The 26,995-nt window shown below is 57.5% G+C and carries 21 protein-coding genes and 2 tRNA genes; 8 read left to right on the forward strand and 15 right to left on the reverse strand.

All coding sequences use genetic code 11. From position 1 onward, the window contains the following. Positions 1-32 precede the first annotated feature (32 nt). Entirely contained in the window at positions 33-704 is a 672-nt protein-coding gene (locus ABTV22_RS16065; protein ID WP_433735487.1) for a Bax inhibitor-1/YccA family protein, read from the reverse strand. A 123-nt stretch (positions 705-827) separates the two neighbouring features. Here ABTV22_RS16065 and ABTV22_RS16070 point away from each other — a divergent pair. Beyond that, positions 828-915 (forward strand) — tRNA-Ser (locus tag ABTV22_RS16070). Positions 916-1,253: 338 nt separating this feature from the next. Continuing rightward, entirely contained in the window at positions 1,254-1,619 is a 366-nt protein-coding gene (locus ABTV22_RS16075; protein ID WP_433741418.1) for a helix-turn-helix domain-containing protein, read from the forward strand. Between the two features lie 211 nt (positions 1,620-1,830). Here the strand turns inward: ABTV22_RS16075 and ABTV22_RS16080 are convergent, their stop codons facing one another. Together ABTV22_RS16080 and ABTV22_RS16085 are read right to left on the reverse strand one after the other, a co-directional pair. After that, positions 1,831-3,075: an MFS transporter gene (locus ABTV22_RS16080; protein ID WP_433735488.1), complete on the reverse strand. Its 1,245-nt coding sequence runs from the start codon at positions 3,073-3,075 to the stop codon at positions 1,831-1,833. An 86-nt stretch (positions 3,076-3,161) separates the two neighbouring features. After that, complete coding sequence (locus tag ABTV22_RS16085; RefSeq protein ID WP_433741419.1) at positions 3,162-3,839, reverse strand: RraA family protein; 678 nt, start codon at positions 3,837-3,839, stop codon at positions 3,162-3,164. A 231-nt stretch (positions 3,840-4,070) separates the two neighbouring features. Between ABTV22_RS16085 and ABTV22_RS16090 the strand changes: the two genes are divergently transcribed. Together ABTV22_RS16090 and ABTV22_RS16095 are read left to right on the forward strand one after the other, a co-directional pair. Then, entirely contained in the window at positions 4,071-5,048 is a 978-nt protein-coding gene (locus ABTV22_RS16090) for a hydroxyacid dehydrogenase (RefSeq protein WP_433735489.1), read from the forward strand. Positions 5,049-5,132: 84 nt separating this feature from the next. Next, positions 5,133-6,455, forward strand: a complete 1,323-nt coding sequence (locus ABTV22_RS16095; protein ID WP_433735490.1) for an MFS transporter — start codon at positions 5,133-5,135, stop codon at positions 6,453-6,455. Between the two features lie 108 nt (positions 6,456-6,563). Here the strand turns inward: ABTV22_RS16095 and ABTV22_RS16100 are convergent, their stop codons facing one another. From ABTV22_RS16100 to ABTV22_RS16110, 3 genes are all read right to left on the reverse strand, one after another. Continuing rightward, complete coding sequence (locus tag ABTV22_RS16100; RefSeq protein ID WP_433741421.1) at positions 6,564-7,295, reverse strand: IclR family transcriptional regulator; 732 nt, start codon at positions 7,293-7,295, stop codon at positions 6,564-6,566. A gap of 380 nt (positions 7,296-7,675) precedes the next feature. Next, positions 7,676-9,319, reverse strand: coding sequence for an acetolactate synthase large subunit (locus ABTV22_RS16105; protein WP_433735491.1), 1,644 nt, complete (start codon positions 9,317-9,319; stop codon positions 7,676-7,678). A gap of 206 nt (positions 9,320-9,525) precedes the next feature. Beyond that, positions 9,526-10,824 carry an OprD family porin gene (locus tag ABTV22_RS16110; RefSeq protein WP_433741422.1) on the reverse strand — a complete coding sequence of 433 codons (1,299 nt, stop codon included), beginning with the start codon at positions 10,822-10,824 and terminating at the stop codon, positions 9,526-9,528. Between the two features lie 240 nt (positions 10,825-11,064). Here ABTV22_RS16110 and ABTV22_RS16115 point away from each other — a divergent pair, with 240 nt between their 5' ends. The 4 genes from ABTV22_RS16115 (at position 11,065) to ABTV22_RS16130 (ending at position 15,905) form a co-directional block, all read left to right on the forward strand. Then, positions 11,065-11,985 (forward strand): SMP-30/gluconolactonase/LRE family protein, encoded by a 921-nt coding sequence (locus tag ABTV22_RS16115; protein ID WP_433735492.1) that lies wholly within the window; start codon positions 11,065-11,067, stop codon positions 11,983-11,985. 43 nt (positions 11,986-12,028) lie between these two features. Beyond that, positions 12,029-13,369, forward strand: coding sequence for an MFS transporter (locus ABTV22_RS16120; RefSeq protein WP_433735493.1), 1,341 nt, complete (start codon positions 12,029-12,031; stop codon positions 13,367-13,369). Between the two features lie 94 nt (positions 13,370-13,463). Then, a complete protein-coding gene (locus ABTV22_RS16125) occupies positions 13,464-14,567 on the forward strand; it encodes a GlxA family transcriptional regulator (RefSeq protein WP_433735494.1) in 1,104 nt (367 codons plus the stop codon). Positions 14,568-15,398: 831 nt separating this feature from the next. Further along, positions 15,399-15,905 (forward strand): glycine zipper domain-containing protein, encoded by a 507-nt coding sequence (locus ABTV22_RS16130; RefSeq protein WP_433735495.1) that lies wholly within the window; start codon positions 15,399-15,401, stop codon positions 15,903-15,905. Positions 15,906-16,623: 718 nt separating this feature from the next. On the opposite strand, the gene ABTV22_RS16135 is transcribed toward ABTV22_RS16130, so the two are convergent. The 9 genes from ABTV22_RS16135 to ABTV22_RS16175 form a co-directional block, all read right to left on the reverse strand. Further along, a tRNA-Pro gene (locus ABTV22_RS16135) sits at positions 16,624-16,735 on the reverse strand. After that, positions 16,690-17,973, reverse strand: coding sequence for a tyrosine-type recombinase/integrase (locus ABTV22_RS16140; RefSeq protein WP_433735496.1), 1,284 nt, complete (start codon positions 17,971-17,973; stop codon positions 16,690-16,692). Before ABTV22_RS16140 ends, ABTV22_RS16135 begins: the two co-directional genes overlap by 46 nt. 451 nt (positions 17,974-18,424) lie before the next feature. Beyond that, positions 18,425-19,288, reverse strand: a complete 864-nt coding sequence (locus tag ABTV22_RS16145) for an MBL fold metallo-hydrolase (protein WP_433735497.1) — start codon at positions 19,286-19,288, stop codon at positions 18,425-18,427. A 100-nt stretch (positions 19,289-19,388) separates the two neighbouring features. Continuing rightward, entirely contained in the window at positions 19,389-20,747 is a 1,359-nt protein-coding gene (locus ABTV22_RS16150) for a DUF1329 domain-containing protein (RefSeq protein ID WP_433735498.1), read from the reverse strand. Continuing rightward, positions 20,747-22,609, reverse strand: a complete 1,863-nt coding sequence (locus tag ABTV22_RS16155; RefSeq protein ID WP_433735499.1) for a DUF1302 domain-containing protein — start codon at positions 22,607-22,609, stop codon at positions 20,747-20,749. Before ABTV22_RS16155 ends, ABTV22_RS16150 begins: the two co-directional genes overlap by 1 nt. 89 nt (positions 22,610-22,698) lie before the next feature. Next, positions 22,699-24,042 (reverse strand): MFS transporter, encoded by a 1,344-nt coding sequence (locus ABTV22_RS16160; RefSeq protein WP_433735500.1) that lies wholly within the window; start codon positions 24,040-24,042, stop codon positions 22,699-22,701. A gap of 105 nt (positions 24,043-24,147) precedes the next feature. Next, on the reverse strand, positions 24,148-24,888 hold the full coding sequence (locus ABTV22_RS16165) for a carboxymuconolactone decarboxylase family protein (protein ID WP_433735501.1): 741 nt from the start codon (positions 24,886-24,888) through the stop codon (positions 24,148-24,150). A 27-nt stretch (positions 24,889-24,915) separates the two neighbouring features. Next, a complete protein-coding gene (locus tag ABTV22_RS16170; RefSeq protein WP_433735502.1) occupies positions 24,916-25,737 on the reverse strand; it encodes an SDR family NAD(P)-dependent oxidoreductase in 822 nt (273 codons plus the stop codon). 162 nt (positions 25,738-25,899) lie between these two features. After that, a complete protein-coding gene (locus ABTV22_RS16175) occupies positions 25,900-26,955 on the reverse strand; it encodes a 3-keto-5-aminohexanoate cleavage protein (RefSeq protein ID WP_433735503.1) in 1,056 nt (351 codons plus the stop codon). Positions 26,956-26,995: the final 40 nt, after the last annotated feature.

Raw genomic sequence — 26,995 nt, forward strand, 5'->3', positions numbered from 1 at the left:
CCTAAGCGGGTTTTTTCGTTCAAGGCTGACAATCAGTCATCGCGGCCCATGATGCCGAACAGCTGCAACAGGCTGACGAACAGGTTGTAGATCGATACATACAGGCTGATGGTTGCCATGATGTAGTTGCGCTCGCCGCCGTGAATGATGGCGCTGGTCTGGAACAGAATGCAGACCGAGGAGAACAGCACGAAACCTGCGCTGATCGCCAGTTGCAGGCCGCTGATCTGGAAGAAGAAGCTGGCCAGCGTCGCGCCGAGCAGGACAAAGAAGCCCGCGGTAATGAAACCGCCGAGGAAGCTCATGTCCTTGCGGGTGATCAGTACATAGGCCGACAGACCACCGAACACCAATGCCGTCATCGCAAAGGCCGAGCTGACCACTTCAGCGCCGCCCTGCATGCCCAGGTAACGGTTGAGGATCGGACCGAGCAGGAAACCCATGAAACCGGTCAGGGCAAATGCCGACACCAGGCCCCAGGCCGAATCACGGAGTTTGTTGGTGAGGAAGAACAGGCCGTAGAAGCCGATCAGCACCACGAAAACGTTCGGGTAACCGACGCGCATCTGCTGGGCGACGTAGGCGGTCAGGCCGCTGAATGCGAGGGTTAGAGCGAGCAAGCCGTAGGTGTTTCGCAGGACGCGGCTAACCTCTAGCTGCTCAGCCTGCAAGCTGTTATTAACTGCGTAATCCTGTTCGCGCATGGCGACACTCCTGTTGGTTTGTAACGTTCAGACGCAAAGATCATAACAGACGCTCTGTAACAAGCTATGCAGAGAGTTTGACAGTGTGTTTCATTCAGGTATTATGGCGCCCGCAACAGCAACGGAGGTGTGGCCGAGTGGTTTAAGGCAACGGTCTTGAAAACCGTCGACTGTAACAGGTCCATGAGTTCGAATCCCATCGCCTCCGCCATCTTTATACGACAAAGCCCTGATTATTCAGGGCTTTGTCGTTTCTGGTTCCTGCAAAAAACCTCCCAGCCCATACCTTAACCTCGGGCTTCACCTGTGCTCAGGCAGGCTTCGCCGGCTACCATACGATCGCCCGCCAGCATGTGTCGATGCCTGCCGATTAGCTGTTGGTTTACGAACCACTTCGACGGGCACTCATATCCGCACCTGCCCTGTGATAGCCTTTTTGGCCTGAACGCTTATGGTCATCCTCATCCTTGAGGATGACCATGTCAGTACATCGGGACTCAGGAAGCCTTTATGTCAGTCAAAAATGCTGTAGCAGTCGTACTGAGGGCGATGCGAAAGGCTCGAGGACTGTCTCAGAAGAACCTGGCAGAAGTCAGCAGTCGAACTTACGTTTCAAAACTGGAACGGGGTCAAAGCAGCCCTACCTTGGAGATGATGTCGACTTTGAGCTCTCCGCTTGGCTTGAGCCCACTTGGACTGGTCGCCCTCACCTTCGCTGCAGAGACAGGACAATCCATCAGGTCATTGATCAACCACGTTGAGAATGAGGTTGAGGAGTTGGTACAAGCAGGTGTGCTCAAAGAGCTTCAGATTCCAACCGATGAGCCATCGCCGCAGGCTCGGGTCAGAAACCTACCGAAGAGCCGTCACACCGTGAGGTCGCTTGGGCAAACTGAGTTTTGTTTCGCCGATTGAAACTTGCAACTTGCGCAGTTCCAGCCAAGCCAGGCCCTTCGTTGGCCGGTAGGGCTCCGTGCCGGGTCGCAGCTTTCGGCCGTTTTTTGCCTCTCACCACGGGCAGAAAACGGCCAGAATAGTCATTCAGGACTCGTCGATATGAGTCCATTAGACCAGATGTACGGTTCGATTCTGAGGAGGAGCGACAACGTACAAATGGTTGCGATGGTTAGCGATTAAGTGATCGATGTTTCAGATAGCGTCTACCGATACTCAGGATCAGATACAGAAGCAACATGCATCCTGCGATACCGAGTGTCGCAGGCGCTCCAAATCGTGCTGCGATCAACCCTGCCAGCATCCCCCCTACAGCCTCAAATCCGAATCGCATGGCGATATAAAACGCGACAACTCGACCACGCAGTGAGCCTGGTGCGCCGCTTTGCAACTGCATATTAGTGCTCACGTTGCTCATCGTGATGCCGAAGCCCAGCAGCACCAATCCAACTAATGCCATCGGCAAGCTTCCGGCGAGGAACACTCCCAGCAGCGCGAAGCCGCAGACAAGCGCTCCACCATCGGTGAAGTATCGCAATCGAGACAATGATCCACTGAAGGCTAAAATCAGGGTTGCCACGAAGGCACCAGCACCGGCGGCGCCCCATAACCAGCCGAGAATCCTCGCATCCCCCGCATACACAGTCTTTGCGAGAATAGGCAAAAGCGCTGCATAGCAGGACGCCAGCAGATTCACCATGATCACGCTGATCATCAACTGCCGAACGCTCACTGTCCGCCACAGGTAAAGCACCCCTTCCCGGAAAACCTGAGAAGTCGAACCGGTTGCTTTTGGTGATGCTGTCGCCCTGACCTTAACCAATCCCAACATAAGACCCATGTAGGCTAATGCAGTCAGAAGGAAACAACCCGCTTCGCTCGTCACCGCTATCAAGGTGCCCGCCAGGGGTGGCCCGACAAACCGCGCAGCGTTGATCAACATTGCGTTTAGCACTAACGCATTCGGCAGATCCGCAGGGTCGTCGACGAAACTACCGATAAGCGCCTGGCGTAACGGTGTCTCCACCGCATTAAGCAGCCCTAGCAGGAGCGCCATACCGGCAATCGACACACCATCGATCCAGCCGAGCTGAGTGATGAGGGCAAGCATGAGTGATTGGAAAACCAGCACCACTTGCACACCGATCAACAACCGTCGTTTGTCATGACGATCTATCCAGGCCCCCGCGAACGGCCCGATGAGAAGTTGCGGTGCAAGTGAGAGAAATGTAATGAGGCCAAGCAGAACGGCTGAGCCGGTCAAATGATAGGCCAGCCAAGCCAAGGCGACCTGTTGAATCCATTTGCCTAGAGTAGAGATGCCCTGGCCGACGAAATAGATTTGGAAATTGCGATTGGCAAGTGCACGAACTGGAGCTGGCCAACGTGTGGGACGGGAAGAGTATGGATTGGGCAAGAATGAGATTCCTTAAAAGGCCATGCCATTCCTGATCGATCCACCTGCCGCGCACCGTAGAGCCTGATGCGCGGCAGTGTCTTGGTTCAGAGTGGCAGCAGGCAGCCTTTTGTCTTCAAAGAATCCAACACCCAGGAACGGTCGTTTTTGCCCTGGGCGATGAGTTCCATCTGTTTTTGCTCGGCGGTGTATTTGGCCGTCGCACGATCATGGACTTCAGCGACATGGTCAAAGGGTACGCACAACAAGCCATCATCATCGCCAATGACCAGATCGCCTGGTTCGATAACCATACCATCAATGGCAATCGGTACGTTGATCTCGCCTGGCCCGTCCTTGTATGGGCCCCGGTGCGATACACCAGCGGCAAACAGCGGGAAATCACCACCGCCAATATTGGCGGCATCACGAATCGCACCATTGATGACAATCCCCGCTACGCCGCGCTTTACCGCGTAGGAAACCATCATTTCACCGATCAGCGCGTTGGTCAGATCACCACCGGCATCAACCACAATGACGTCTCCAGGCTCAGCGATGTCGATGGCGTAGTGCAGCATCAGATTGTCACCCGGACGAGCCTTGACTGTCACCGCCGGGCCAGCGAGCACGCCTTCACGGTGCATGGGGCGCAGGCGAGAGCCCCCTGCGGTCATGCGATTCATGGAGTCGCTGACGTTGGCTACCGGAAGCTCACGATAACGTGCGACCCATTCTGCGCTGACTTTGCGTGCGCGCTGAAGCACCTGAAATCCAATGCTCATGTGACATACCTCTGTTTGGTTTTGTTCAATCACATCGACTGTCGTCGAGGCCTGTTTTTAGAATTGCATTTCATTAATCAGAACACAACAGAGATTTTTATCGCCAGCAATCCCGTCCGACGAACGTCACAAGTAAATTATTGCAACGCCATTTCATTATGATAGGGTTACATCATCGCAGTCGCTGCATGCGCCAGCGTTTATCTCCACGATAAAAACAAGGTACCCACGATGCCCCTAACCATTCTGCTAACAGGCCCCGAACTCGCTGCGGATGCCATGAACCTGGCCGCCGCCGAGGGCGTCAGAGTCATTCCAACGACGCCCTACCTGCCCGCTGAGGAATTGGAAGCCATCATTCGTACGGAGCAGCCTGACGCGATCATCGTTCGCCAGGGCCACCTGACCGGATCGATGATCAAGGCCTCTAAAAATTTGAAAGCGATCGCTAAACATGGCGTTGGCTACAACACCATCGATATCAAGACCGCTGCCGCTTGTGGCATTCCGGTCAGCATTGCCGTAGGTGCGAATGCTCAATCGGTAGCCGAACATGCCTTCGCGCTGATGTTCAGCGTTGCGAGACAAACCGCATTGCTGGACGCGCGCATGCGCGACGGTCATTGGGATAAGGCCGAGGCGAACGGAATCGAGTTGTCTGGCAAGACGCTCGGCTTGGTAGGTCTGGGGTCAATCGGCAGCATCCTGATGGATCTGGTCGCCCCGCTGCGCATGAAAGTGAGGGTCTATGACCCGTATCTGCAGCAGCTACCGGAGCGCAATCATGTGGAGCGTGAACAGGACTTCAATCGCCTGCTGGCCGAAAGCGATATCATTAGCCTGCACTGCCCGCTGACCGATTCCAATCACAACCTGATCGGCGCTGCACAACTGGAACTCATGCGCCCGGGCAGCATCTTGATCAATACCGCTCGTGGCGAACTGATTGATACCCAGGCACTGGTAGAAGCACTGAGCGAACGTAAAATCGCCGGCGCTGGATTGGATACTTTCAATCCCGAGCCTCCACCCGCTGACAGCCCTTTGTGGGGTCTTCCGACGCTCGTGGCGACTCCTCATGTCGGCGCCAATACCTCCGAGGCACGTGATCGTGTAGGTGTTGTCGCGTTGCGACAGATCCTGGATGTCTGGGCAGGCCAGCCACTGGATCCACGCTGCGTGGTCAACAGGCACCTGCTCGACTGCTGATCGCATGATTGCGCGCTCCTTCCGCTTCAAGAAGGGGCGCTTTTGTAACGCGACACTCCAGAAAAAAAACAATTGGAGAGCCTCATGACTTCGCCAAATAACACCGTAAGTGATCTCGAACGCAGCACGATGCACCGGGTCGCTTGGCGCTTACTGCCGTTTCTTATCATTTGCTATCTAATCGCGATCATTGATCGCGGCAATATCGGCATGGCCTCGCTGCAGATGAACGCGGATTTGGGCCTGACCGCAAAAGTCTTCGGATTTGCCAGCAGTCTGTTTTTCTTTGCTTACTTCCTTATGGAAGTTCCCAGTAACCTGGCCATGCAAAAGTTTGGTGCTCGGATCTGGATCGCAAGAATCATGATTACTTGGGGCATCATTTCGGCTGGAACTGCCTTCGTCCAGGGAGTTAACTCTCTATACGTGATGCGCTTCCTGCTCGGTGCAGCCGAGGCCGGCTTCTTCCCTGGCGTGCTCTTGTACCTCACCTACTGGTTGCCATCGGCCTACCGCGCCCGCATGGTCGCCATCTTCATGGTCGCCATCCCTGCCGCCAACTTCATTGGCTCGCCTTTGTCCGGGCTTCTTTTGAGCCTTGATGGCTGGATGGGAATGCGCGGCTGGCATTGGCTTTTCATCATTGAAGGCATTCCAGCAGTACTCCTGGGCATTGCGTGCCTGTTTGTGCTGACGGATCGACCTGAGCATGCCAAGTGGCTTAGCGATGAACAGCGCAACTGGTTGACACAGCGTCTTGCAGAGGAAGCATCGAAGAAAACCGCTATCGGCCATATCTCGTTGTGGAAACTGCTACGCCACAAGGATATCTGGGTACTTGCGCTCATCTACTCGGGAGCATCCGCTGCCGGCAGCACTATGAGCGTCTGGGCCCCGCAGTTACTGAAGACCTTTGGCCTGACATCCATGGAGATTGGCCTGGTCAATGCCATTCCGTACGGCGTTGCTTCGGTGCTGATGATTCTGTGGGGTCGCAGCTCTGATCGCACCGGGGAACGTCGCTGGCATACGGCAATGACCTTGCTGCTCATTGCTGCCGGTCTGCTCATGACACTGTTCACCTCATCTTTGCCGGCCACGATCGTCATGTTGACCATGGTTTTGATCGGGGCGTATTCGATGAAGGGGCCATTCTGGGCGCTGGTATCCGGCTGGCTGTCGTCTTCCACCGCTGCTGCAGGACTGGCAGCGATTGGCGCCATGGCCAACCTGATCGGCGGAGGCCTGATGGTGAATGCGTATGGCGCGATTCACGATGCAACCGGCAGCTATGCACTGGCACTGATGCCGCTGGCAACCCTCTGCACAGTTGCCGGACTCATGGTGCTGGTCATCGGGCGCAAACGTCAGCACGAACAGGCTGATCTTGCAGTCAGCGTTAAGTAGAGACGGCTCACCAAAACATCGATGCCCATTTTCCCTTGGCGGAAAATGGGCATCGTTGTTTTGGCACTACAAAAAGAGAGGGTTCTGTACCGTGGCGACAACCTGGTATTACTTGACGGCTTCCAGCTCGCTACTGGCGGGCGTACTGTCCGCCGGCTTGAAGCCCAGGCTTCGCATCAGATCACGTGCCGTATCGAAAAAGATGGCTTTAATGCTGTCTGCGGCCTCTTCGGTCAATCGGCTTGCAGGCCCAGAAATGACCAGCGCTCCCATCAGTTCTTGCTGAGCGCCATAGATAGGCAGGGCCATCGAGGCCGCGTGAGGATCCGTTGCACCGCGCGAGTAATAAGGTTTTGCCAGTGCGATGCCTACCTGGAAAGGTGCACGCAGCGCCTGGGCACCAGCGGCTTCGTCCATCGGACGCATATCGCCCGGTTGCAGGTTGAGCCGCAGGCTGTGGAAGGAATTCACTCGGTACTGGCACATCCTGTAGGCGCCATGGCGAACGTAGAACGATGCGGTTTCACCGGACTGTTCGGAAAGGTATTGCAGCCTGGGCATCACATGCCGCTCAAGATCCAGGGCCTCCTGATAAACAGCATTGAGCCTCATGACCTCACTGGCCAATTGATAGCGGCCATCGGCCATTCTATTGATCAGGCCATGATTCTCCAGGGAGACCATCAAGCGCATGACCGTGCTTTTGATCAGCCCGGTACGCTCAACCAGTTCCACCAGGCTCAACGCCGTATCGCCGACTCGAAAAGCCGTGAGCACGGTCAAGACCCGGTCAGCCGAAGCCACACCATTTACCGCTGGACGCGGCCGCGCATTCGCCATCAGAAAAACCTCACCTGTTAGGCCCATTAACAAAGCATTGTAAGGGCCGGAAAATCGATTATCCGACAAGGACGATATCCTCGCCATCCTTGTGGTAATAGAACTCACCACAAGCTGTCGGCGTAACCACGTTCAACACCGAAAAACCGGACAGGAATGCAAACCACTGCTCCAGATTTTACGGTGCCCGAAAAGCAAAAAACCAGTGAGGTGCGCCATCGCACCACACTGGCAGAGGTTAAAACCGTGACTCACGAACAGACACTGACGCGCAGATACCTGATGGCGAGTTAGCCCTCGATCCCATACCTTGAGCCCTCACGGCCCGGGCTCGAAGCCTTTGAAGAAAGTACGACGGGTATTCGGTTGCTCGCCATGCATCAAATTGCAGCGCTGCGCTGGCGCAACTCCATGTTCAGGATGCGGTCGTTTTCACTGTAATCAACGGGACAGTCGATCACGTGCACACCTGGCGTTTTGACGCAGTGCTCCAGCAGCGGCAGGAAACCTTCGGCGCTCTCCACGCGGTGGCCATTGGCGCCATATGCCTCTGCATACTTAACGAAGTCCGGGTTACCGTAGTCCAGGCCGAAGTCGGTGAAGCCCATGTTGGCTTGCTTCCAGCGGATCATGCCGTAGCCATCGTCTCGCAGGATAACCACGGTCAAGTTCATATTCAGGCGAACAGCTGTCTCCAGCTCCTGGCTATTCATCATAAAGCCGCCGTCGCCACACACCGAGATCACCGGACGATCCGGGTACACCAGATGCGCGGCCATGGCCGAAGGCAGACCCGCCCCCATAGTCGCCAGCGCGTTGTCCAGCAACACGGTGTTGGGCTTGTGAGCCTTGTAGTTGCGGGCAAACCAGATCTTGTAGATGCCATTGTCCAGGGCAACGATGCCATCGGACGGCAACACGCGACGAATGTCGGCCACCAGACGCTGTGGGTAGACCGGGAACCTGTTGTCGTCCGCCCCTTCGATGATCTGGGCTTCGTTCGCATCACGAATCGCCATCAACCGTGTGAAGTCCCAATGGCTGGTATCGCTCAGCGCTTCGCCGATCTGCCAGACGGCGTTGGCGATATCACCGATTACTTCAATCTGCGGGAAATACACGGCGTCGACTTCAGCGGAGCGGAAGTTGATGTGGATGACTTCGGTGCCGCCACGCACCATGAAGAATGGCGGCTTCTCGATCACATCGTGGCCGATATTGACGATCAGGTCGGCAGCCTCGACGGCGCGGTGCACGAAGTCTCCCGACGACAGCGCAGCGTTGCCGAGGAAACGCGGGTGGCGCTCATCAACCACGCCCTTACCCATCTGGGTGGTGATAAAGGGGATGCCGGTATCGTCGATCAGTTGCTTTAAAACCTTGGCGGTCATCTTGCGGTTGGCACCCGCGCCAATGACAAGGATCGGGCTGCGAGCGCGCTGCAACTTCTCGACAGCGGCCTCGACAGCCTTGTGCTCGGCCAATGGACGGCGATGCAGGCTCGGAGGGATCGGCATGCTTTCTGTTTGCTCGGCGGCGATATCCTCCGGCAGCTCCAGGTGAACGGCTCCCGGTTTCTCTTCTTCAGCGAGACGAAATGCCTCACGCATCCGCGAAGGGATGTTGTCGGCGGAGGCGAACTGGTGTGTGTACTTGGTGATGGGCGCCATCATGCCGCACACATCAATAATCTGAAAACGGCCTTGCTTGGACTTCTTGATCGGCTTCTGGCCCGTAATCATCATCATGGGCATGCCGCCCAGATAGGCATACGCGCTGGCAGTCACCAAATTCGTCGCACCCGGGCCGAGGGTCGAAAGGCTGACGCCGGTCTTGCCCGTGAGGCGGCCGTAAGTGGCGGCCATGAAGCCGGCGGATTGCTCGTGACGCGTCAGCACAAGCTTGATGTTCGACTTGCGTAGAGACTCAAGCAGGTCGAGGTTTTCCTCGCCGGGAATGCCGAACACATACTCGACACCTTCATTTTCCAGGCATTGCACAACTACATCGGCGGCTTTGGCCATTTTCTTGTCTCACCTACGCTCAGCGGAAATCCGATCATTGTTGAATGTGTGTGCGCCCCATCCCGTGAACCCCGGTACATCCATGTACCAGCGCATGAATCACTTCAGGGGAGCGGCCATACAGTGCCTACACAATCATAAAAATGCAACGTCGTTCTATTTTTATAGACCGTCGGTTTGGCAGCCGGATAATCCGTCAGCGTGGGTCAGAACAGCGGCAATGTGTAATTGACGATCAGACGATTCTGATCACCGTTGCGTGTCGCCTCGCTGCGCGACATGCCATTGCGCCAGGTGAAGCCCAGATTCTTGAAAGCGCCGCTCTGGATGACGTAATCCAGGGAAATGTCGCGCTCCCACTCGGATTGCTCCACGCCGCTCGAAGTCTGGATGTGATCACCCTTCAGGTACATCACCGTCGCTTTGAGCCCGGGCACGCCGAGCGGAGCGAAGTCATAGGCGTACTGCGCGAACCCTGTGCGCTCCCCGGCACGCGTGAAGTTGAGGAGCATCTTGTCTGTCCATAGATAAAGACTGCTGCCGCCGGCTCCCTTATCGATCGAGCCCTGGTTGATCTGCACGAAATTGCTGTCATCGGAAACGTCTTGATAACCCAGGGTCAGCGCATGCCCACCGAAGCGATAGGTGAAGGCTGCGCTCCAGAGATCATTGTCGATTTCGCCGTCGCCATTGGAGGTGTATCCACTGGCGACATACCCTTGGCTACGACCGGAGATGGTGCCGTTGGCGCCGTCGGAACGGGTTCTGAAATACCTGAGGTCGGTCGTCAACGAACCTGAATCACCAAGACTCCAGATGTGGTTGAGCCCTGCGAAATGCTGCGTGTAGTAATCCTCCAACTGCCCTCCATAGTACTGAAGCAGCAAGGAACGGCTGACGTGGTAGTCGACGCCACCGTAGTAAAAGCGGTTGCTTTCCTGGGTTCCGCCATTGACCGCCAGGCCCGTGCGATCGGTCGAGGCTCGCCCCTTCGCCCGATTCAGCGCCCCCCACATGAACGTGAAATTATCCAGTTCCCTGGATTGCAGTTGCACGCCCTGAAACGTCTGCGGCAGCAATCGACCATCAGACGCTACCAGCACCGGTATCTTTGGCATCAGTTGACCATATCGCAGTTCGGTCTGACTCAACCTCGCCTTGGCGGTCGCGCCGAAGCTGCTCCATTCGCTGGCCGCGCTGTCACCATCGGAAGGGATCATTGTGCTGCCCAGGTGCCGGCCTTTTCCGCTGTCCAACGTAACGCCGAGCATGCCCATCGCATCGACGCCGACCCCGATGAGCCCGGGTGTGTAGCCGGAGCGGTAATCGAGGATGAAACCCTGAGCCCACTCCTCCGTTTTTGAGGGCTTGGCTGCCCCATCACGGTTGTCGCTGTTGAAGTACAAATTGCGCATCGCCAGATCGGCATGGCTGTCCTTCAAAAAATCGGCCTGGGCAACGGTGCCTGCGAGCCCACAACCAACAGCTGTGGCAATGCGATACATGGAAGTAATTTTCAAACCGGACTCCACTTTTATTATTTTTGAAACGTTATTCCTTTTTTTAGATATTCAGAAAACAACCCCCTCCGTCAAGACCAAACCAACACCTAATAAAAATCAGCCTCCCTGGCAAAAAATATTGTCGCCTTTCGTCGAGTCATGATTTATTTTGAAACGACGTTGCATTAAAACGATAAAAACAATCATCGGGCCAAGATGCCCGACTCCCAGCCAGGAGCAGACATGAGCTTTTTTTCCGCCCCACCCACCCTCGAAACAACCGTCTTTACCCGCCTGCCGGATAAGTTCCGGAACGCCCGCCCCACGGCCTGGGCGAATGCCAACCGCCAGGGGCGCGCTATCGATTCTTTTTTGGAAGGCCCATCCTTTGATCGCGAAGGCCGTCTGTATGTGACGGACATCCCGAACGGACGGATTTTCAGAATCTCGCCTCAAGGGGAATGGGAACTGGTCTGTACCTATGACGGCTGGCCGAACGGCCTGAAGATTCACCAGGACGGGCGAATCTTCATCACGGACTACAAGCGGGGCATCATGGTGCTCGATCCGGAAAGTGGCGATATTCAGCCGCTCCTGGAATCAGCAGGCTCCGAGGGGTTCAAGGGCGTGAACGACCTCGTGTTTGCGCCCAACGGCGATCTGTACTTCACCGACCAGGGCCAGACCGGCCTGCAGGATTCGAGTGGTCGAGTCTACAAACTCGATACCAGCGGAAACCTGACTTGCCTGCTCAACACGATTCCCAGCCCCAACGGGATCGTCTTCGACCCCAAGCTCAATCACCTCCTGGTCGCCGTCACTCGTGCCCAGCAGATCTGGCGAATTCCATTGGGCAACGGTTCGATCATCAGCAAGGTCGGGGTGTTCGCGCAATTACACGGCGGCCTCGGTGGCCCGGATGGTCTTGCCATCGATGCCGACAGCAATCTCTACATTGCCCATACCGGTTTCGGCTCTGTCTGGAAACTATCGAAAGTCGCGGAGCCTCTGCAGCGCATCGTCTCCTGTGCCGGCATCAGCAACACCAACTTGGCGTTCGGCGGCGAGGATGGTCGAACGCTGTTCATCACCGAATCCGAGACTGGAAGCATTCTTCAAGTACGCACCTCGACACCGGGATTGGCGATGTACTCCCACAGCTGAATCCCGTTGCAGCTCACACAACAACTACAAAAGAAGTGACGACATGACTTACGACAATTCGACTGGCCTGGCGCCACTCAGCGAAGCCGAGGGCGAACGCTTGATGCGCCGCATACTATGGCGAATCATTCCCTTCATCTTTATTTGCTACGTCATCAGCTATCTCGATCGAACCAACATCGGTTTTGCCGCTATAAGCATGAACCAGGATCTGGGGCTGACGGCGACGATGTTCGGATGGGCCGCCGGCCTGTTCTTTTTTGGGTATTTCATGTTCGAAATACCCAGCAATCTCCTGATGCAGCGCTTTGGCGCTCGCGTCTGGATAGCCCGCATCATGATCACTTGGGGACTGATCTCCATGGCCACAGCCTTCGCCACTGGCCCGATCAGTTTCAGTATCGCCCGCTTCCTGCTCGGGCTCGCTGAAGCCGGATTTACCCCTGGCGTGTACCTGTACTTTACCTACTGGTTCCCGGGTAAATGGCGAGCCAAGGCGACTGCCGCTTTCCTGCTCGGAATACCGGTGGCCAACATTGTCGGTTCGCCCCTCTCGGGCTGGCTGCTCGAACTGCATGGGGTAATGGGACTGAAAAACTGGCAACTGCTTCTGGTTGCCGAAGCAATGCCCGCCGTCCTGCTGGGCATCGCTTGCCTCTTCTTGCTCGTCGACTCTCCGGCAAAGGCCAAGTGGCTGTCCGCTCGGGAGAAGGCATGGTTGAACAATCGCTTGTCCCAGGAACAAAAGGACATCAGTGCTTCCCACGGCAATACCCTGCGTGCTGCGCTGACAAATCCAAAGGTCTTCATACTGGCGGCGGTTAACTTCTGCTGCATCGTAGGCTCCATTGGTATCGGAATCTGGCTCCCGCAAATCATCAAAAGCCTGGGCATCGCCAGCGGCATGGTGGGGCTGGTCGTGGCCATCCCTTATCTGCTGGGTGCAATAGCCATGACCCTATGGGCTCGCCTGGCCAATCGAAGCCGTCAACGCTTGCCTTATGTAGTGGGCGCTTTGGCAATGGCTGCCGCGGGGCTTGTCGCTGCCGCGATGATTGAACACCCAATACTCAAGATTGCCTGTCTCTGCTTAACGGTCGCGAGCATTCTTTCGTTCCAGGCGACATTTTGGGCAATCCCATCCACCTTCCTCACCGGTCGCGCGGCTGCAGGTGGCCTGGCAATGATTGTCTCGATCGGCAACCTCGGTGGTTTTACCGGCCCCTTCGTGATTGGCCTGATCAAAGATGCCACCCAGAGCTATTCGATGCCTTTCTTCGCAGTGGCGGCCATACTAATGGTAGGGACATGTTTGATGGTGTGGCTGGGAGATCCGGCTCGACAAAAGCCAGTGGATCACCAAGTAGCCACTAGCACCGCCTAATTGGGTCAACACCAGTAGCCCGTCATTTACTAGATGGGTAATAAAAAGAGCCCGAGCTGGGGCCGCCACACGCCTTGTGTGAGGAGATTCAGCGATGTTAACGAACAGCGCCGGGGCCCGTCCCCAGAACAACACACCACAATCCATAGGCTTTCTGCTGCTGGATAATTTCACATTGATATCCCTGGCCTCGGCGGTCGAACCGCTACGCATGGCTAACCAGCTATCGGGGCGTGAGTTGTATCGCTGGTCTACCCTGACCGTTGATGGTGGTCAGGTGTGGGCCAGCGACGGTCTGCAAATCACCCCCGACGCTGCCATGCACAAAGCCCCGCCCCTGGACACTGTGATCGTCTGCGGTGGTATCGGTATTCAACGCACCGTTACCCGTGAGCACATTACTTGGCTGCAGAGCCAGGCGCGTCAGTCCAAACGCCTTGGCGCGGTGTGCACAGGCAGTTGGGCATTGGCCCTTGCCGGATTGCTTGATGGATTCGATTGCAGCGTGCACTGGGAATGTCTGGCGGCCATGCAGGAAGCCTTCCAGCGAGTGAATTTAAGCACCCGACTGTTCACGCTCGATCGCAACCGCTTCACCAGTTCCGGCGGCACCGCGCCGCTGGATATGATGCTGCACCTGATCAGTCGCGATCACGGTCGTGAACTGTCGGCGGCGATCTCGGAAATGTTCGTCTACGAGCGCATCCGCAACGAGCAAGATCATCAGCGCGTGCCACTCAAACACATGCTCGGCACCAACCAGCCGAAGCTGCAGGAAATCGTCGCACTGATGGAAGCCAACCTGGAAGAGCCGATTGATCTGGATGAGCTGGCCGTCTACGTTTCGGTGTCGCGCCGTCAACTTGAGCGCCTGTTCCAAAAGTATCTGCACTGCTCGCCATCGCGGTACTACCTGAAGCTTCGTCTGGTTCGCGCACGGCAACTGCTCAAGCAGACCCCGATGTCGATCATTGAAGTCGCGTCTATCTGTGGCTTCATATCCACGCCACACTTTTCCAAGTGCTACCGCGAATACTATGGTATTCCGCCGCGCGACGAGCGCGTTAGCTCCAACACCGCGAATCATGTAGCGCTGATTCCGCTACCCCGATCCCTGATGCTGTCACCCCAGCCCAAGACGCTGTCGACACTCAGCAGCGCCCGAGACGAATCAACCTTTGCCAGTGTCCGTCTTTAGGACTTGCATCATGCTGACTGCGAAACTGCACTGCATGTGACAACCCATCTACGTTCAATCTGACCAGGGTTTGCATTGAATTTGGGCATCTCGCTTTTCACCAAGACAGCGGAGAACTGCCAGAAACTGCCACTGAACGCGGCTCGAAAATACCCTCTCGACCGTGCACTACCACGCTCGCCACGATCCCGTCGTGGCATCGAACCATGAGTGCAGAACCTGCCCGCCCGCAGACGAGTTTTTTCCATCACCACCGGCAGCTATGGGTCGGTTTCAGCCCTTCCCACAGGCAGCGATCGGCCAAAAGCGGACTTTCCACTCTGTGCGCTTTCGACCCATAACGGCCCTCCGTGAGGGGCAGAAACGGCCAGGGTCAGACTGACGGACCTCCAAGGCGTGGCACTGAATTTTGCTTCCCTTGGTTACATTCTTTTTGTTGAAGGTAGGTTTCAGCGCGGGCCTGACGAATTAGAAACTTACTCTTACAGGACAATCGATTCACTGGTAAAGCGCGGCTTTCTTGAGTGAAACGGCTCGGATGGATACGTGATAACTCAAGCGGGACGCGACGGGCTGAAGAGTCATAGCGGATTTGGGTAGTTGCACAGACCACTAGCCTGGTTAGCGGTTTTTTCGCCCCCAAAAAAAGGCCTTTCCATCTCTGAAAAGGCCTGTCGCAATTAGCCTAGGACCGCCGAAAACCCCTAAAGTTTCAGTGAAAAAACAGCAACTTAGAGAATTGTGCCAAGTCGTGTTACTCGTCGGATTTCAATTGTAAGCCCCCGTCCAGAGCCTCAGGATCGCCTCGGCACCCCTTTGAGGTTTTCATAAATGAAGTACTCCTCGATTCTCTTGTTGTCGCTTGGCCTGTTAAGCGGCGTTGCGTCGGCAGGCGGCAATACCGAAGCAGGCATAGGCGGCGCATTGGGCGGAGTATTGGGCTCGGTGGTCGGCCAGTCGATCGGCGGCAGCACCGGCTCGGCAATCGGCGCAGGCGTGGGTGGCGCGGCCGGTGGTGCGGTGGGCGCCAACAAACACAGCCGTGGCGAAGCGGCCATTGGCGGCGCACTGGGCGCAGCCGGCGGTAACGTGGTAGGTCGCAAGATGGGCGGCACCACTGGCAGCCTGATCGGCGCGGCAGCCGGTGGCGGTGTAGGCGGCGCCCTGGGCAATCACATGGGCCGGGAATATGATGATGAAAGTGGTCATCGCTACCGTGGTGGTTACTATGACGACGATCGCGGCTGGCGTCGTCACCACCACGACCGTGGCCATCACTATGGATGGCGCAAACACCACAAAAAATGGCACGACGACGACAACGACGACCAAGACTGATCCCCGCGTTACAGGCCCATTGGAAGGGCTGGCCGCAGCAGTCGCGGCCGGCTAGACCAACATCTCCAGTCCCCCTAGGCTGCCCGAACCATTTCTGCAAGCCTCAATCTTCCTAAGCATATCAGTGGCGGTGGATGTGCCAGGAGCAACAATCAAATCATTTGAATGTTGGTAAAAAGTAGGACATGAGTCCGCTTTGGGTCGGATGCAGCCCTTCACGACAGGCAGAAATCAGCCAAAAGCAGCCTTTGCCAACAGCCTTGTGAAAGCTGCCAGTTGCGACGTGACGCAATCGACCCCGTTCCGTCTTTCCCATACTGCCATTGGCCATGAGGTGAAAGGTGTTGATGCAATTGATACCCTGCCGCGACGAAATACCAACAAAAAGTGGATTGCCGCTGCTGGTACCACTAACTACCAGCAGTTGCAGAGCCAGTCTCTTACGGGCGCTGCCTGGAGATATGTGGCGGTTACGTAGAGCTTCATGCCCAAAGAGGAAAACGCTCCTCCCTATTAACGATGCAATCGTGCACACCTTGCAACCCGATGCTCTTGCCCCCCGCTAAGGACCACTCTACGTTAATTCCCGTCCGCCCGAGCAGCGGATGATCTAAATCCTCAGTGAGGCAAAAAGTGCGGCAAAAATCAGCTCCGCGAAAAAACGATAAGCCATAAAAAATCCAGTCACGGCTAAGTGACTGGATTTCCTAAAAATAAATGGTCGGGGCGGAGTGATTCGAACACTCGACCCCTAGCACCCCATGCTAGCAATAACTGCCCGATATCAGCGGGGATGAGTAAGAAGCGGTGCCTCACTGATATCCATCCCACTGGCTTGTGCTTCCTGCACTCCACACACATATCGTGACCATTGATTCATTAACATTTGCCGCTTGCCGAAAAGATCTCCACGGCGATACGCCGCCTCCACTGCACTCTCTACCGCGTGTGCCAGTGCCTGCTCACACACCTCTCGAGGAAAGTGGGTGACCTCACTCGCCCAGTCCCTAAAAGTCGAGCGGAATCCATGGGTCGTGAGGTCGTTGCGCTTCATTCGACGCAAGACCATCAACATCGCCATATTGCTCAGCGGTCGTCCTTTCCGAGCACCAGGAAACAGATGATGGTTCCCCTTTACACGTGGGAGAGCGATCAGTAGATCCAACGCCGCTTGTGACAATGGAACCCGGTGCTCTTTCCCTGCTTTCATCCGCGACGCCGGAATGGTCCATATCCCGGCCACGAGATCAATCTCCGTCCAGGTAGCCTCAAGCACTTCGCTGGTTCGGCAGGCGGTCAGGATGGTGAAGCGCAGGGCTTTGGAGCTCAGATCGTCTGCTTTCTCAAGCGTTGCCATAAATACTGGAAGCTCGATCCATGGCATGGCTGAATGGTGTTTTACAGCGCGCACTTTTAGGCGAGGGGGCAAAAGCTTGTCCAAATGCCCCCGCCATCGAGCGGGGTTTTCTCCCTCGCGCAGTCCTTTGGCCTTTGCCGCATCAAGGACCACTTCAATTCGGTTTCGCAACCGGCTGGCGGTTTCAGGTTTGACTGTCCAAATCGGCTTGAGGATGGTCAGCACATGCTCAACGTTTACCTCTTGGGTAGGAAGATCACCGATGAGCTTGAACGCATAAGTAGCTAACGTGTTTTCCCACTGCTGAGCATGCTTGGCATTTTTCCAGCCCGCCCTGTGGACCGCAATATAGTCAAGGGCAACGTCTTTGAACGGGGTTGCCTTGGTTATTGCGATGGCTTGAGCTAAACGCTCGGCCTCTTGTTCCAAGCGTTGTCGCTCCACCCCTTCATCTCGACTGGTGAGCGGATCGACGCCTGATCTGCTCAGCTTTCTGGCCTCAGCTGATTTCTCACGAGCTTTCGCAAGACTGACGTCGGGCGTCCCGCCCAGGCCCATGTCTCGGCTTTTGCCGGCAATCTTGTAGCGAAAGATCCAACTGGCACCACCGGAGCGGCCGACTTTCAAATAGAGGCCGTCGCCATCATTGGTCATTCCAGGCAACCTGGCCCTGATGATTTTCTCTACGGTTTTTGTCGTCAGCGATGCCATCAGTCACCTCCTATTGAAAGGGTGATGACTCAATGTAGAGGAGTCTCAGCCCATACTCCAGCCCATACCTTGGACCCTGGCTTTCCGTGGTTGTACGCGGAACATAAAAGACACAAAATTTCATAACTGGCTGTTTTTGAAGTTTTTTTACGTACCAAATAAAACATCAGTGGACGTCAATGAACATCAAAACAGAAGACATCGCCTCCGCCATCTTTATACGACAAAGCCCTGATTATTCAGGGCTTTGTCGTTTCTACGATTCGTAATTTCCGTACCACCATTTCTTGATCGTTTCCGTTTCCTTTCGGTCATTTGCGCAACCCTACCCCTTCGCTCCCCCACATCGCACAGCTCAATTAAAATATGAAACATGCGTTTGAAGGTGTGCGATAGGCAGTTTTCGACCTGAACAGAAGTCTTGAATGTACTTCTGGCCAGTGATCGCCAATCAAGACTCGAAGCGACTGAACGTCGTGTACGTATCGAACGGCAGGTAACGCGCCTGTCGATCACGCATCACCTTGATCATCGCAATATCGGGATCGCTGGAAAAGAACAGGCGGCCACCGCACGCCACCAGGTAATCGAGCAAGCGCTCCTTTTCCCCGATAAGCCCCTCCGGATTGCGGTCGTTGGCGGTGGTGATCTCCAGGTTCAGCCATTGGGTGCCGGGAATGAGGTCGCCGGCAAAAACCACCGGGCCTGCCGGCATGGCGATTTCCGGGATCAATTGACCGGGCGTGTAGCCATCGCTGAAGTGGAACCGCCAACCGTCGCCCAGTTCCTTGCAGCGCCCGCCCTCGAGCAGCATCAACCGGTCGCTGCCTTCGAGTCTGTGCACGATCTGCCTGACGAACAGAGAACGATCATGGGGATGGTTGTGACGGGCACGAAACCAATGACGCTCCCCGGTGATGTAGCGTGCGGCGGGAAACAACAGGCGCGGGGTATCGCCATCGTCAATCGCCGCACGGAGTTCCGGGCTCAGTTGTGCATGCAGGTGAGTGAGCACCACCGCATGGATGTCACCCTCCGCCAGCCCCTGCTGCGCCAGGCTTTCCAGCAGGCCTGGGGCATGTTTCTGGCAGGTGCAGGTCCGACGCGGCGGCGCGAGCAATGCCTGCGCTCCGGCCAACACCAGGATGTTCCTGTCCCCTTGCTGGACCAGCAATCCCCGTGAGGCCAACTGCACCCGATTGTCCTGATCGGGCCTGATCCAGTCGGCCCAGACCTCCCTGGGCGTGCTGCCAAACATCACCCCACCGTCCAGCTTGCGACTGCTACCAACCAGCGTGGATAAACGACGGTTCACACCCCTTCCCCCTTTTGAATTCGCCTCGCCCGACGCCTGTGACGCTAAAAAAACCGCTGCCGAAGCAGCGGTAAAGTGCACAGCGTCGTGAACCGGTGAATTACTTGCCGTAGCGGCGCAGCGCTGCCGGGCTGTAGTTTTCTTTCGATGCCAACTGGTTGAAGACCATCTTCTGCTGGGTCTCGTTGGTCATGTAGTTGGTGGCGTAGCGTCCCGAAATAACGTCATAAGTGGCTTCCATCGCCTGGAACGGCACATCCACATCCGGCAGCTGGATCGGGTAGCTTTCGTAGATGCGCCACAGTTCGCCGCGGCTGTCGTACATCTCCGAACTTGCGATCTGCCAGTTGTCCTCGTCGATGTAGAAGCGACGCTTGCCATACACGTGGCGGGCATCGGGCTTGAGGGTCGCTTCAATCACCCAGACGCGGTGCTTCTCATAACGCACGTACTGCGGATCGAGGTTGTTCTTTTTCAGCAGGTCGGCGTACTTCAGCGACTTGCTCGCCAGCTTGTAGCTGTTGTACGGGATCAGGCGTTCCTGCTTGCCGATCAGCTTCCAGTCGTAGCGGTCCGGAGCGCCGTTGAAGCCACCCACGCCATCGGAGGTCAATTGGCCGTAGCTGTAGCGGGCACTGTTGTCGTAGGCCACGGTCGGTGCACGACGCACCCGGCGCTGGCCGGGGATGTACTGCCAGGCACCGCGCGGTTCGGCGACCTGGTTGACTGGCTCGTGAACCATGGTGATCTCACCGGCCACACGCGATGGGCTCAAGGCGCGGATCATGCTGAAGTACAGGGCGTTTTCTTCCGGTTGCAGGTCACTGACCGCCGAGCGGAAGTGCACGCTTTGCTCATAGGTCACCAGGGTGCTGGCGCCACTGTCTTCGACGGTGGCCGATGCCATTTCGCGCTGCACCGAGCTGCCGATGTAGCGCGCCAGGTGGTTCCACATGACTTCCAAAGGTTCGGTCGGCATCGGGAACGGCACGCCAGTGTTGTAGCCGATGATGCCGTAGCCATTGTCGGCCAGTGTCACCTTGGCGGCATTGTCACGGGTGGCGGCATTGATGGTGTCAGGCATGTGCGTGGTGCGGTGCGACGGGTAGACATTGATCTTGTACGTCGCCGGGAAACGCTTGAGCATCGCCACCTGCCCCGGTGTCAGCAGCTTTTCGTATTGGCCGGCGTTGGCAGCGGTGATGACCATCAGCGTTTTTTCGCTGGCGAACGGGTCAGCGTAGTCGCCGTTGGCACTGGCGCTCAGGCTGCCCGGCTTCAGGCCACCTTCCCAGACAGGGATCGTGCCGTCAGCGTTGGCTGCACGCTCGCCGCCCATGGCATTGAGGGTCGTGCCCAGCTTTGAAGTGTCAGTGTCCTTGGCGTACAGCGATGTGCTCAGGCAGGCCGAAGCGAGGACGGTCAGTACGAGGGGCAGTCTTTTCAATTTCACGTTCATCAGAAGCTCACCTTAAGGTTGACCGATGCAAAGTCGCGGTCGTTGAGGGTGCTGAAGTCGCCACCGAAAAAGTCGTTGTAGTTGAACTCCAACGAGTAATTGGTGCGGTACTCAAACAGCAGCGAGAGACCCACTGCTTTCTGTCCTTCCTGGAAATTGGGGCCAAAACCGTTCACGTCATGGCGAAAGTTGATGCTGGGGGTCACCACGGTCGACGGCAGGATGCCTTCGTAGGCCAGGGCGCCGCGCAGGCGATAACCCCACGACCAGTCGGTGTAGAAGCCTCGGTTGTCGTTGCAGTTGTCGGCGTTGAGGTTGGCGATCTGGCCGGCGTTGAGGTTGGCCGTGCCCGGCGTGATGCAGAAGCTGGCCGGGACCGCCGGGTTGAACGGTGTGGTGGTCAACTCGCTGCGGCCGTAGGCACCACTGCGACCGAAGCGCTCGTCGCCCAGATCAGCGATGTGGTTGACCGCACCCTCGGCGGCCCAGGAGAACTTGCTCGCGCCCAATATGTTGGACACGCTATCGGTGGCCCCCAGCGAGAACTGCGACACCGGCATGCGCTTGTAGCCTTCGATCGGCGCCCCCAAGGCCGGGGCAACGCCCGGATCGGTGAACGGCGTGTTGGGGCTGCGCAGCAGGAACTGGATGGTGTCGTTACCGTTGAAGCCCAACGGCTGGTTGGGCCGGTAACTTAACTCGCCAAACACTGCGGTACTGCCGACCACGCCGCTGAGGCTCACGCCGAACAGACGAATGTCTTCGGGGTAGACCGAGTTGTAACTGGCGGTGGAGATGTTCGACAGCGAACCGCCCGGCCCGGAAATCGGCCGGCTGACCGCCGTGCCATTGAACGAAGCGAAACGGCTGGCGTAGTTGGCGTAATACAGGCCCAGATCGGCATCGTTCAGGCTTTCAATCACCTTGTGCAGGGCAAAACCGTACTGACCGCCGTCATGGGGATAGTCGGTCTGGCCGCGCGGCACGAAAGTGCCCGCTCGCAAGGCAGTGGCGGTGGTCTTGTCGCCAGTCAGGCCGGCAACGATCGGGCCGCAACCTTCCGGGGCAAAATCGGCGGACTGGAAGAAGGTGCCGCAACCGTCCAGCACCGAAGGCCGGAAGTTGTACTGATAGAAGCCTTCCAGGCTCAGAGTGTCGTTCAGGCCGAAGTTGAACGACACCATCTCGACCGGCAACTGCCCTTCCTTGAGTTCGACACCAGGGCGGTTGAAGGCCGACACGTCCAACGGGTTGATGGCGTTGATGCCGTTCTGGAAGAACAGCGCTTCACCCCAGCTCAACACCTGCTTGCCGACCTTGACGTTGAGCGGGTGGTCGGCGACATCGAAGTTTTTCCAGACATAGGCGTCCAGGGTTTCGAAGCCCTGGAACTTGGCCAGGTCCGGCCACCCGGAGTCGTCGAATTTCTTGAAGTCGCCGTTGCCGCTGTCCAGCGCGTGGTCATACCAGTACTTGAAGCGAACGAAGGCGCCCTGGTTGCCATCGTTGAAATCGAACTCGGTCAGGCCCTTGTAGATCTGGGAAATGGTGTCGTGTTTGGAGAAGTTCAGCCGACCGTCGTCACCGTTGGTGTCGATGCCCTTGCCGTTCTTGCCGATGCTACGGGCATCCGGGGCGTACAACATGCCCGGATCGGGGTTACGCAACGCCCAGCTCTGGCCATAGGTCAGCGTGGTGTTGGTGGTCAGCGACCAATCGTCATTGACCTCGAAAGTCACGGCATAAGCCTGCGGGCAGCCGAAGGACGCCAACGCGACGCCGACGGCCAGCAGGCAAGGCGTAAAACGCCTGCCTGGCGAGGTAGATAGATGCAGGGTGGAGATGGCGGTACTGCTCGACATGCATGTCACCTTTTTTTGTTTTTAATGGTGAAACACTCCCCCGCACCGGGGCCTTCAGGCCCCAGCGTGAGTCAGCGTGGTGTGGCGATTTAGATAGGGTTGCGGGCGCGCTCGTGCAGCACTCTTGAAGGAATGCCCAGCAGCAGGACAATCGCGCCGAGCACCAGCAGGCCGGCGATCACATCGAAAGCGACGAACAGGCTGCCGGTCTGGGTCTTGATGGAACCGACCAATACCGGGGCGATCATCGCGGCGATCCCGCCCAGGCTGCTGATCAGCGCAATGCCCCCAGCAGCGACCGGTCCGCTGAGATAGGCCGGTGGAATGGTCCAGAACAACGGCACGGCCGACAGGCAAGCGGCGGCACCCAGGCTCATGAACAACACCGACAATTCGAGATTGCCCTGAAAGAAGCCAAGCAAAACGAAGCTGCCAGCGCCTACCAGCATGGTCGACGCCAGATGCCAGCGGCGTTCCAGGTGTTTGTCCGAACTGCGCCCCAGCAGGTACATGGCAACCAGGGCGATACAGTACGGCAGGCTGCTGATCAGGCCGATACGACCGATGTCGGCCAGACCGAAGCTCTGGATCAGACTCGGCATCCAGTAGGCCACGGTATTGGTGCCCGAATAAATGCAGAAGAACACCAGGCCAGCCAGCAGCACCCGGGGATCGCGCAGCAGCTGACGAAACGAGGCATGGGCGTTGTCCTTGCTGACATCCTCCACTGCCAGTTGCGCCTGGACGATGGCCTTCTCATGATCATTGAGCCAGGGAGCGTCCTGCGGTTTGTCGACCAGCCAGACCCAGGCAAACACACCCAACAGCACGGCGGGGACACCTTCGAAGACAAACAGCACCTGCCAGTCCCGCAGCCCGGCCCAGCCATGGAAGTGCGTCATGATCCAGCCCGCCAACGGCCCGCTGACGATCCCGGCGAAGATCCCGGCCATGATGAAGATCGACGTGATGCGGCCACGGCGCGAGGCCGGAAACCAGTAGGTCAGGTACAGGATCACGCCGGGGAAAAAACCCGCCTCGGCCACGCCCAGTAAAAAGCGCGCGATATACAACCCGGTCGCGGAGCTGACCAGGCTGGTACCGATGGTCACCAACCCCCACACCACCATGATGCGCATGATGGTCAGTCGTGCTCCCACCCGCTGCATGTACAGATTGCTCGGCACTTCGAACAGCAGATAACCAACGAAGAACACCGCCGCGCCCAGCCCGTAGGCGGCGTCGGACAGCACCAGATCTTCGGCCATGCGCAACTTGGCGAAAGAAATGTTGATGCGGTCGATCGAGTTGATCACATAAGCGACGAACAGGAACGGCAACAGGCGCCAGGTGATCTTGCGAAAGATCTGTTGTACCTCGTGTGCAGCGACCGCACCCGTCAGGCACTGGCCTCGTTCAACCACGCTAGTCATTGCTTCTCCTCCTGCGATAGACGCATTGGAAACTTTTCTTGTTGTTCTTATTCACACGCCCACCGGCGCGACTGGAAACAGGGCAGACGACCTGCCCTGCCCCTTTCATTGCGCAGTGGACAGCGCACGCAGTTCTTCATCCAGCATCGGCACACCCAGCTCGCAAGCTTCAATGCCCTGCAGGCTGACGATCTTCAGCACTTCCAGCACCTGCTCGCGGGTCGCGCCCAGTTGCAGCGCTGCCTGAATGTGACGCCGCGTGCCATGGCCATACAGGTGCGTAATGGCAGCATCGCCAGCGATGCACAGGAACTCGATCCACAGCGGCGGAAGAATGTTGTCCTTCCACAGCCCGAAGCCCATGGCGAGGAATTTTTCCAGATACGCCGGATCCCATTTGTAGAGGGTTTCCCACAGCGGGTTGAACATCCCGTTGGCCCGCACGGCATCGCAGACCGGTGTCGCCCCCGCCGCTACCGGCTCATCGGCCAAACCGGCATTGGCCAGCTCCTCGGCGAGGATCGGCACCCCGAGCGCACAGGCATGGATGCCGACCACGCTGGCCAGCTTGAACACTTCAAGAATCTGCGCACGGGTCACGCCCAGACGCAGCGCATCACGTACATGGCGCCGTACGCCAGGGGCATACAAATGGGTTGCGGTGACGTCGATGTTCAGTCGGATCAGCGCCACCAGTTTCGGATCGAGGATGTCATTGACTTGGCTGTCCTCGACCAGCTGCATGAAGCGCTCGGTCCACGGCCCATCCCATTCGGCCATGCGGTCCAGGCTTTCATCGAACAGGCCGGCGGCGCGCAGCGCGTTGTAATTCGGGGTATCGCTCATTGGTCTTCTACTCGCTTGTAAATGAGGTCAGATAACGCCGCCGCCATTGGGGCTGAGCACCTGACCGATCAGGTAATGCTCGCCGGCCAGATACAGCACGGTGCCGGCGTATTCCTCGACCGTACCGAAGCGACCCAGTGGAACCCCTTGCCACAGACGATTGCGGGCGTCTTCACCAACAGCGTCCAGATAGTCATTGAATGCCGGGGTGGCGACGCCGCCCGGAGCCATGGCATTGACGAAGATGTTGGCGCCCGCCACCTCATAAGCCACCGACTTGGTGAAGCTGATCACCGCTCCCTTGGTGGCGCAGTAGTGAGGGCTGTGCGCACTCTTGCTGGACAGGCCGGCAATGGACGCAATGTTGATGATCTTGCCGTCGCGCTGCGGCTCCATCAGCCTCAGTGCCGCACGGGTGCAATAGAACAGGCCGTGGACATTGACGCCCCAATAGCGGTGCCACTCTTCGTCACTGATCGCACTGGTGAAGCCCAGCGATCGGCGCGGCTCGGGGCTCGACATGTAGCGGTACAGTGCATTACGACGCTGGGTGTCGACTTCACGGTTCGGCGTCAGCGCAGCATTGTTGACCAGCACATGCAGGGTGCCGAAACGCGCGACGACCTGCTTGAACATCACGTCCACTTCGGCGCTCGACGACACATCGCAGCGAACCGCCAGGCACTCGGCACCCTGCGCTTCGACGGCCTCCCGAGCCTGCGCCAGCGACTCGTCACTGACATCGCAAATCACCACCTTCGCGCCCGCCTTGGCAAAAGCCACGGCGCACGCTTTGCCCAGGCCGGGACCGACTCCGGTCACCAGCACGACTTTGTTCAAAAGACTCATTGCACACCTCGTTTACGTGCAGTGCTGTTCTCACAAGAACCAGCACCCACTTTTGTGGCGAGGAGATTTATCCCCGCTGGGTCGCGCAGCGGCCCCCAAAATGGGCCTGCCATGCAGGCCAACGGGGATAAATCCCCTCGCCACAGTCAATGACCTGCGGGGTCAGAACTGTCCTGGCACGGTAAAGCCACGCTGGCCCGGCTTGCGGTTCGGCGCCATGCCCAGCTGGGCGATGGTCTCGTCAGCACTGGTGTAGGTTTCACCGATCTTGTAGATCTGGCGCGCTTCCTTGCCGCTGGCAATCTCGCGACCCAGCTCACGGGACAGACGCACGGTCTGTTCGATCTGCTGCACCGAGGTCATGCGCTCGCCCTTGCGGCCCCATAGGGTGTCTTCGATGCCGACCCGCACATGCAGGCCCATGGCAATCGCCATGGCGTTCATTGGCAGCACGGCGCGCATGGCGCTTTCCATCGACAGGACCGCCCCCGGTGGCGTGCGTTTGACGAACTCGATCATGTCGGCCGGGTCCAGGCCCGCCGCGCCGCCACCGATGGCGACGTAGTTGAGAATCAAGGGACCGGTGTACAGGCCCTTGCGAATCAGACGCTCAACAGTTTCCAGCTGGTGCACATGGCCGAGCATGAAATGCGGCTGGATGCCGGAGGCCTGCAGGCGCTTGAGGTGCTCGATGAAGAACGACGGGCGCGCATCGGAAACCATTTCCTGATAGGCGTTGAAGTACGCCGGTTGTTCCAGGATGGTGCCTTCGATGTCATCGGCCGTCAGCAGCTCACAGATGTTCATCTGGCTGGTGTTGATGGCGATGGTCACCTGGTCCGGTTTTGGCGACAGGTCAGCGAGCATGTGCCGGGTGTCGTAATCCAGCCAGGTGGCGGCCTGACCTTCGCTTTCCGGAGCGAAGGAAATCGAACCGCCGACCTGCAACACCATGTCCGGCACTGCCTGGCGCAGCAGGCCGAGCATCTCGTTGAATTTGCTCAGACGCTTGGAGCCCTTGCCGTCTTCTTCACGCACGTGAACGTGCAGCACGGTGGCGCCGGCGTTGTAGCAATCAATCGCTTTCTGGACCTGGTCGTCCATACTGACCGGGATGTCGTCCGAGTCGGCGGGCGTCCATTGCGGACCATAAGGCGCGACCTGAATCACCAGTTTTTCCTGGTTTTCCGGGAACAAGCTGTCATCAAGGAAATGCATCGTAACTACTCCGTCCTGTCTTATCGTTATTGAACGAATG

It is taken from the genome of Pseudomonas putida, from assembly GCF_050990305.1.
Lineage (GTDB): Bacteria > Pseudomonadota > Gammaproteobacteria > Pseudomonadales > Pseudomonadaceae > Aquipseudomonas > Aquipseudomonas putida_AH.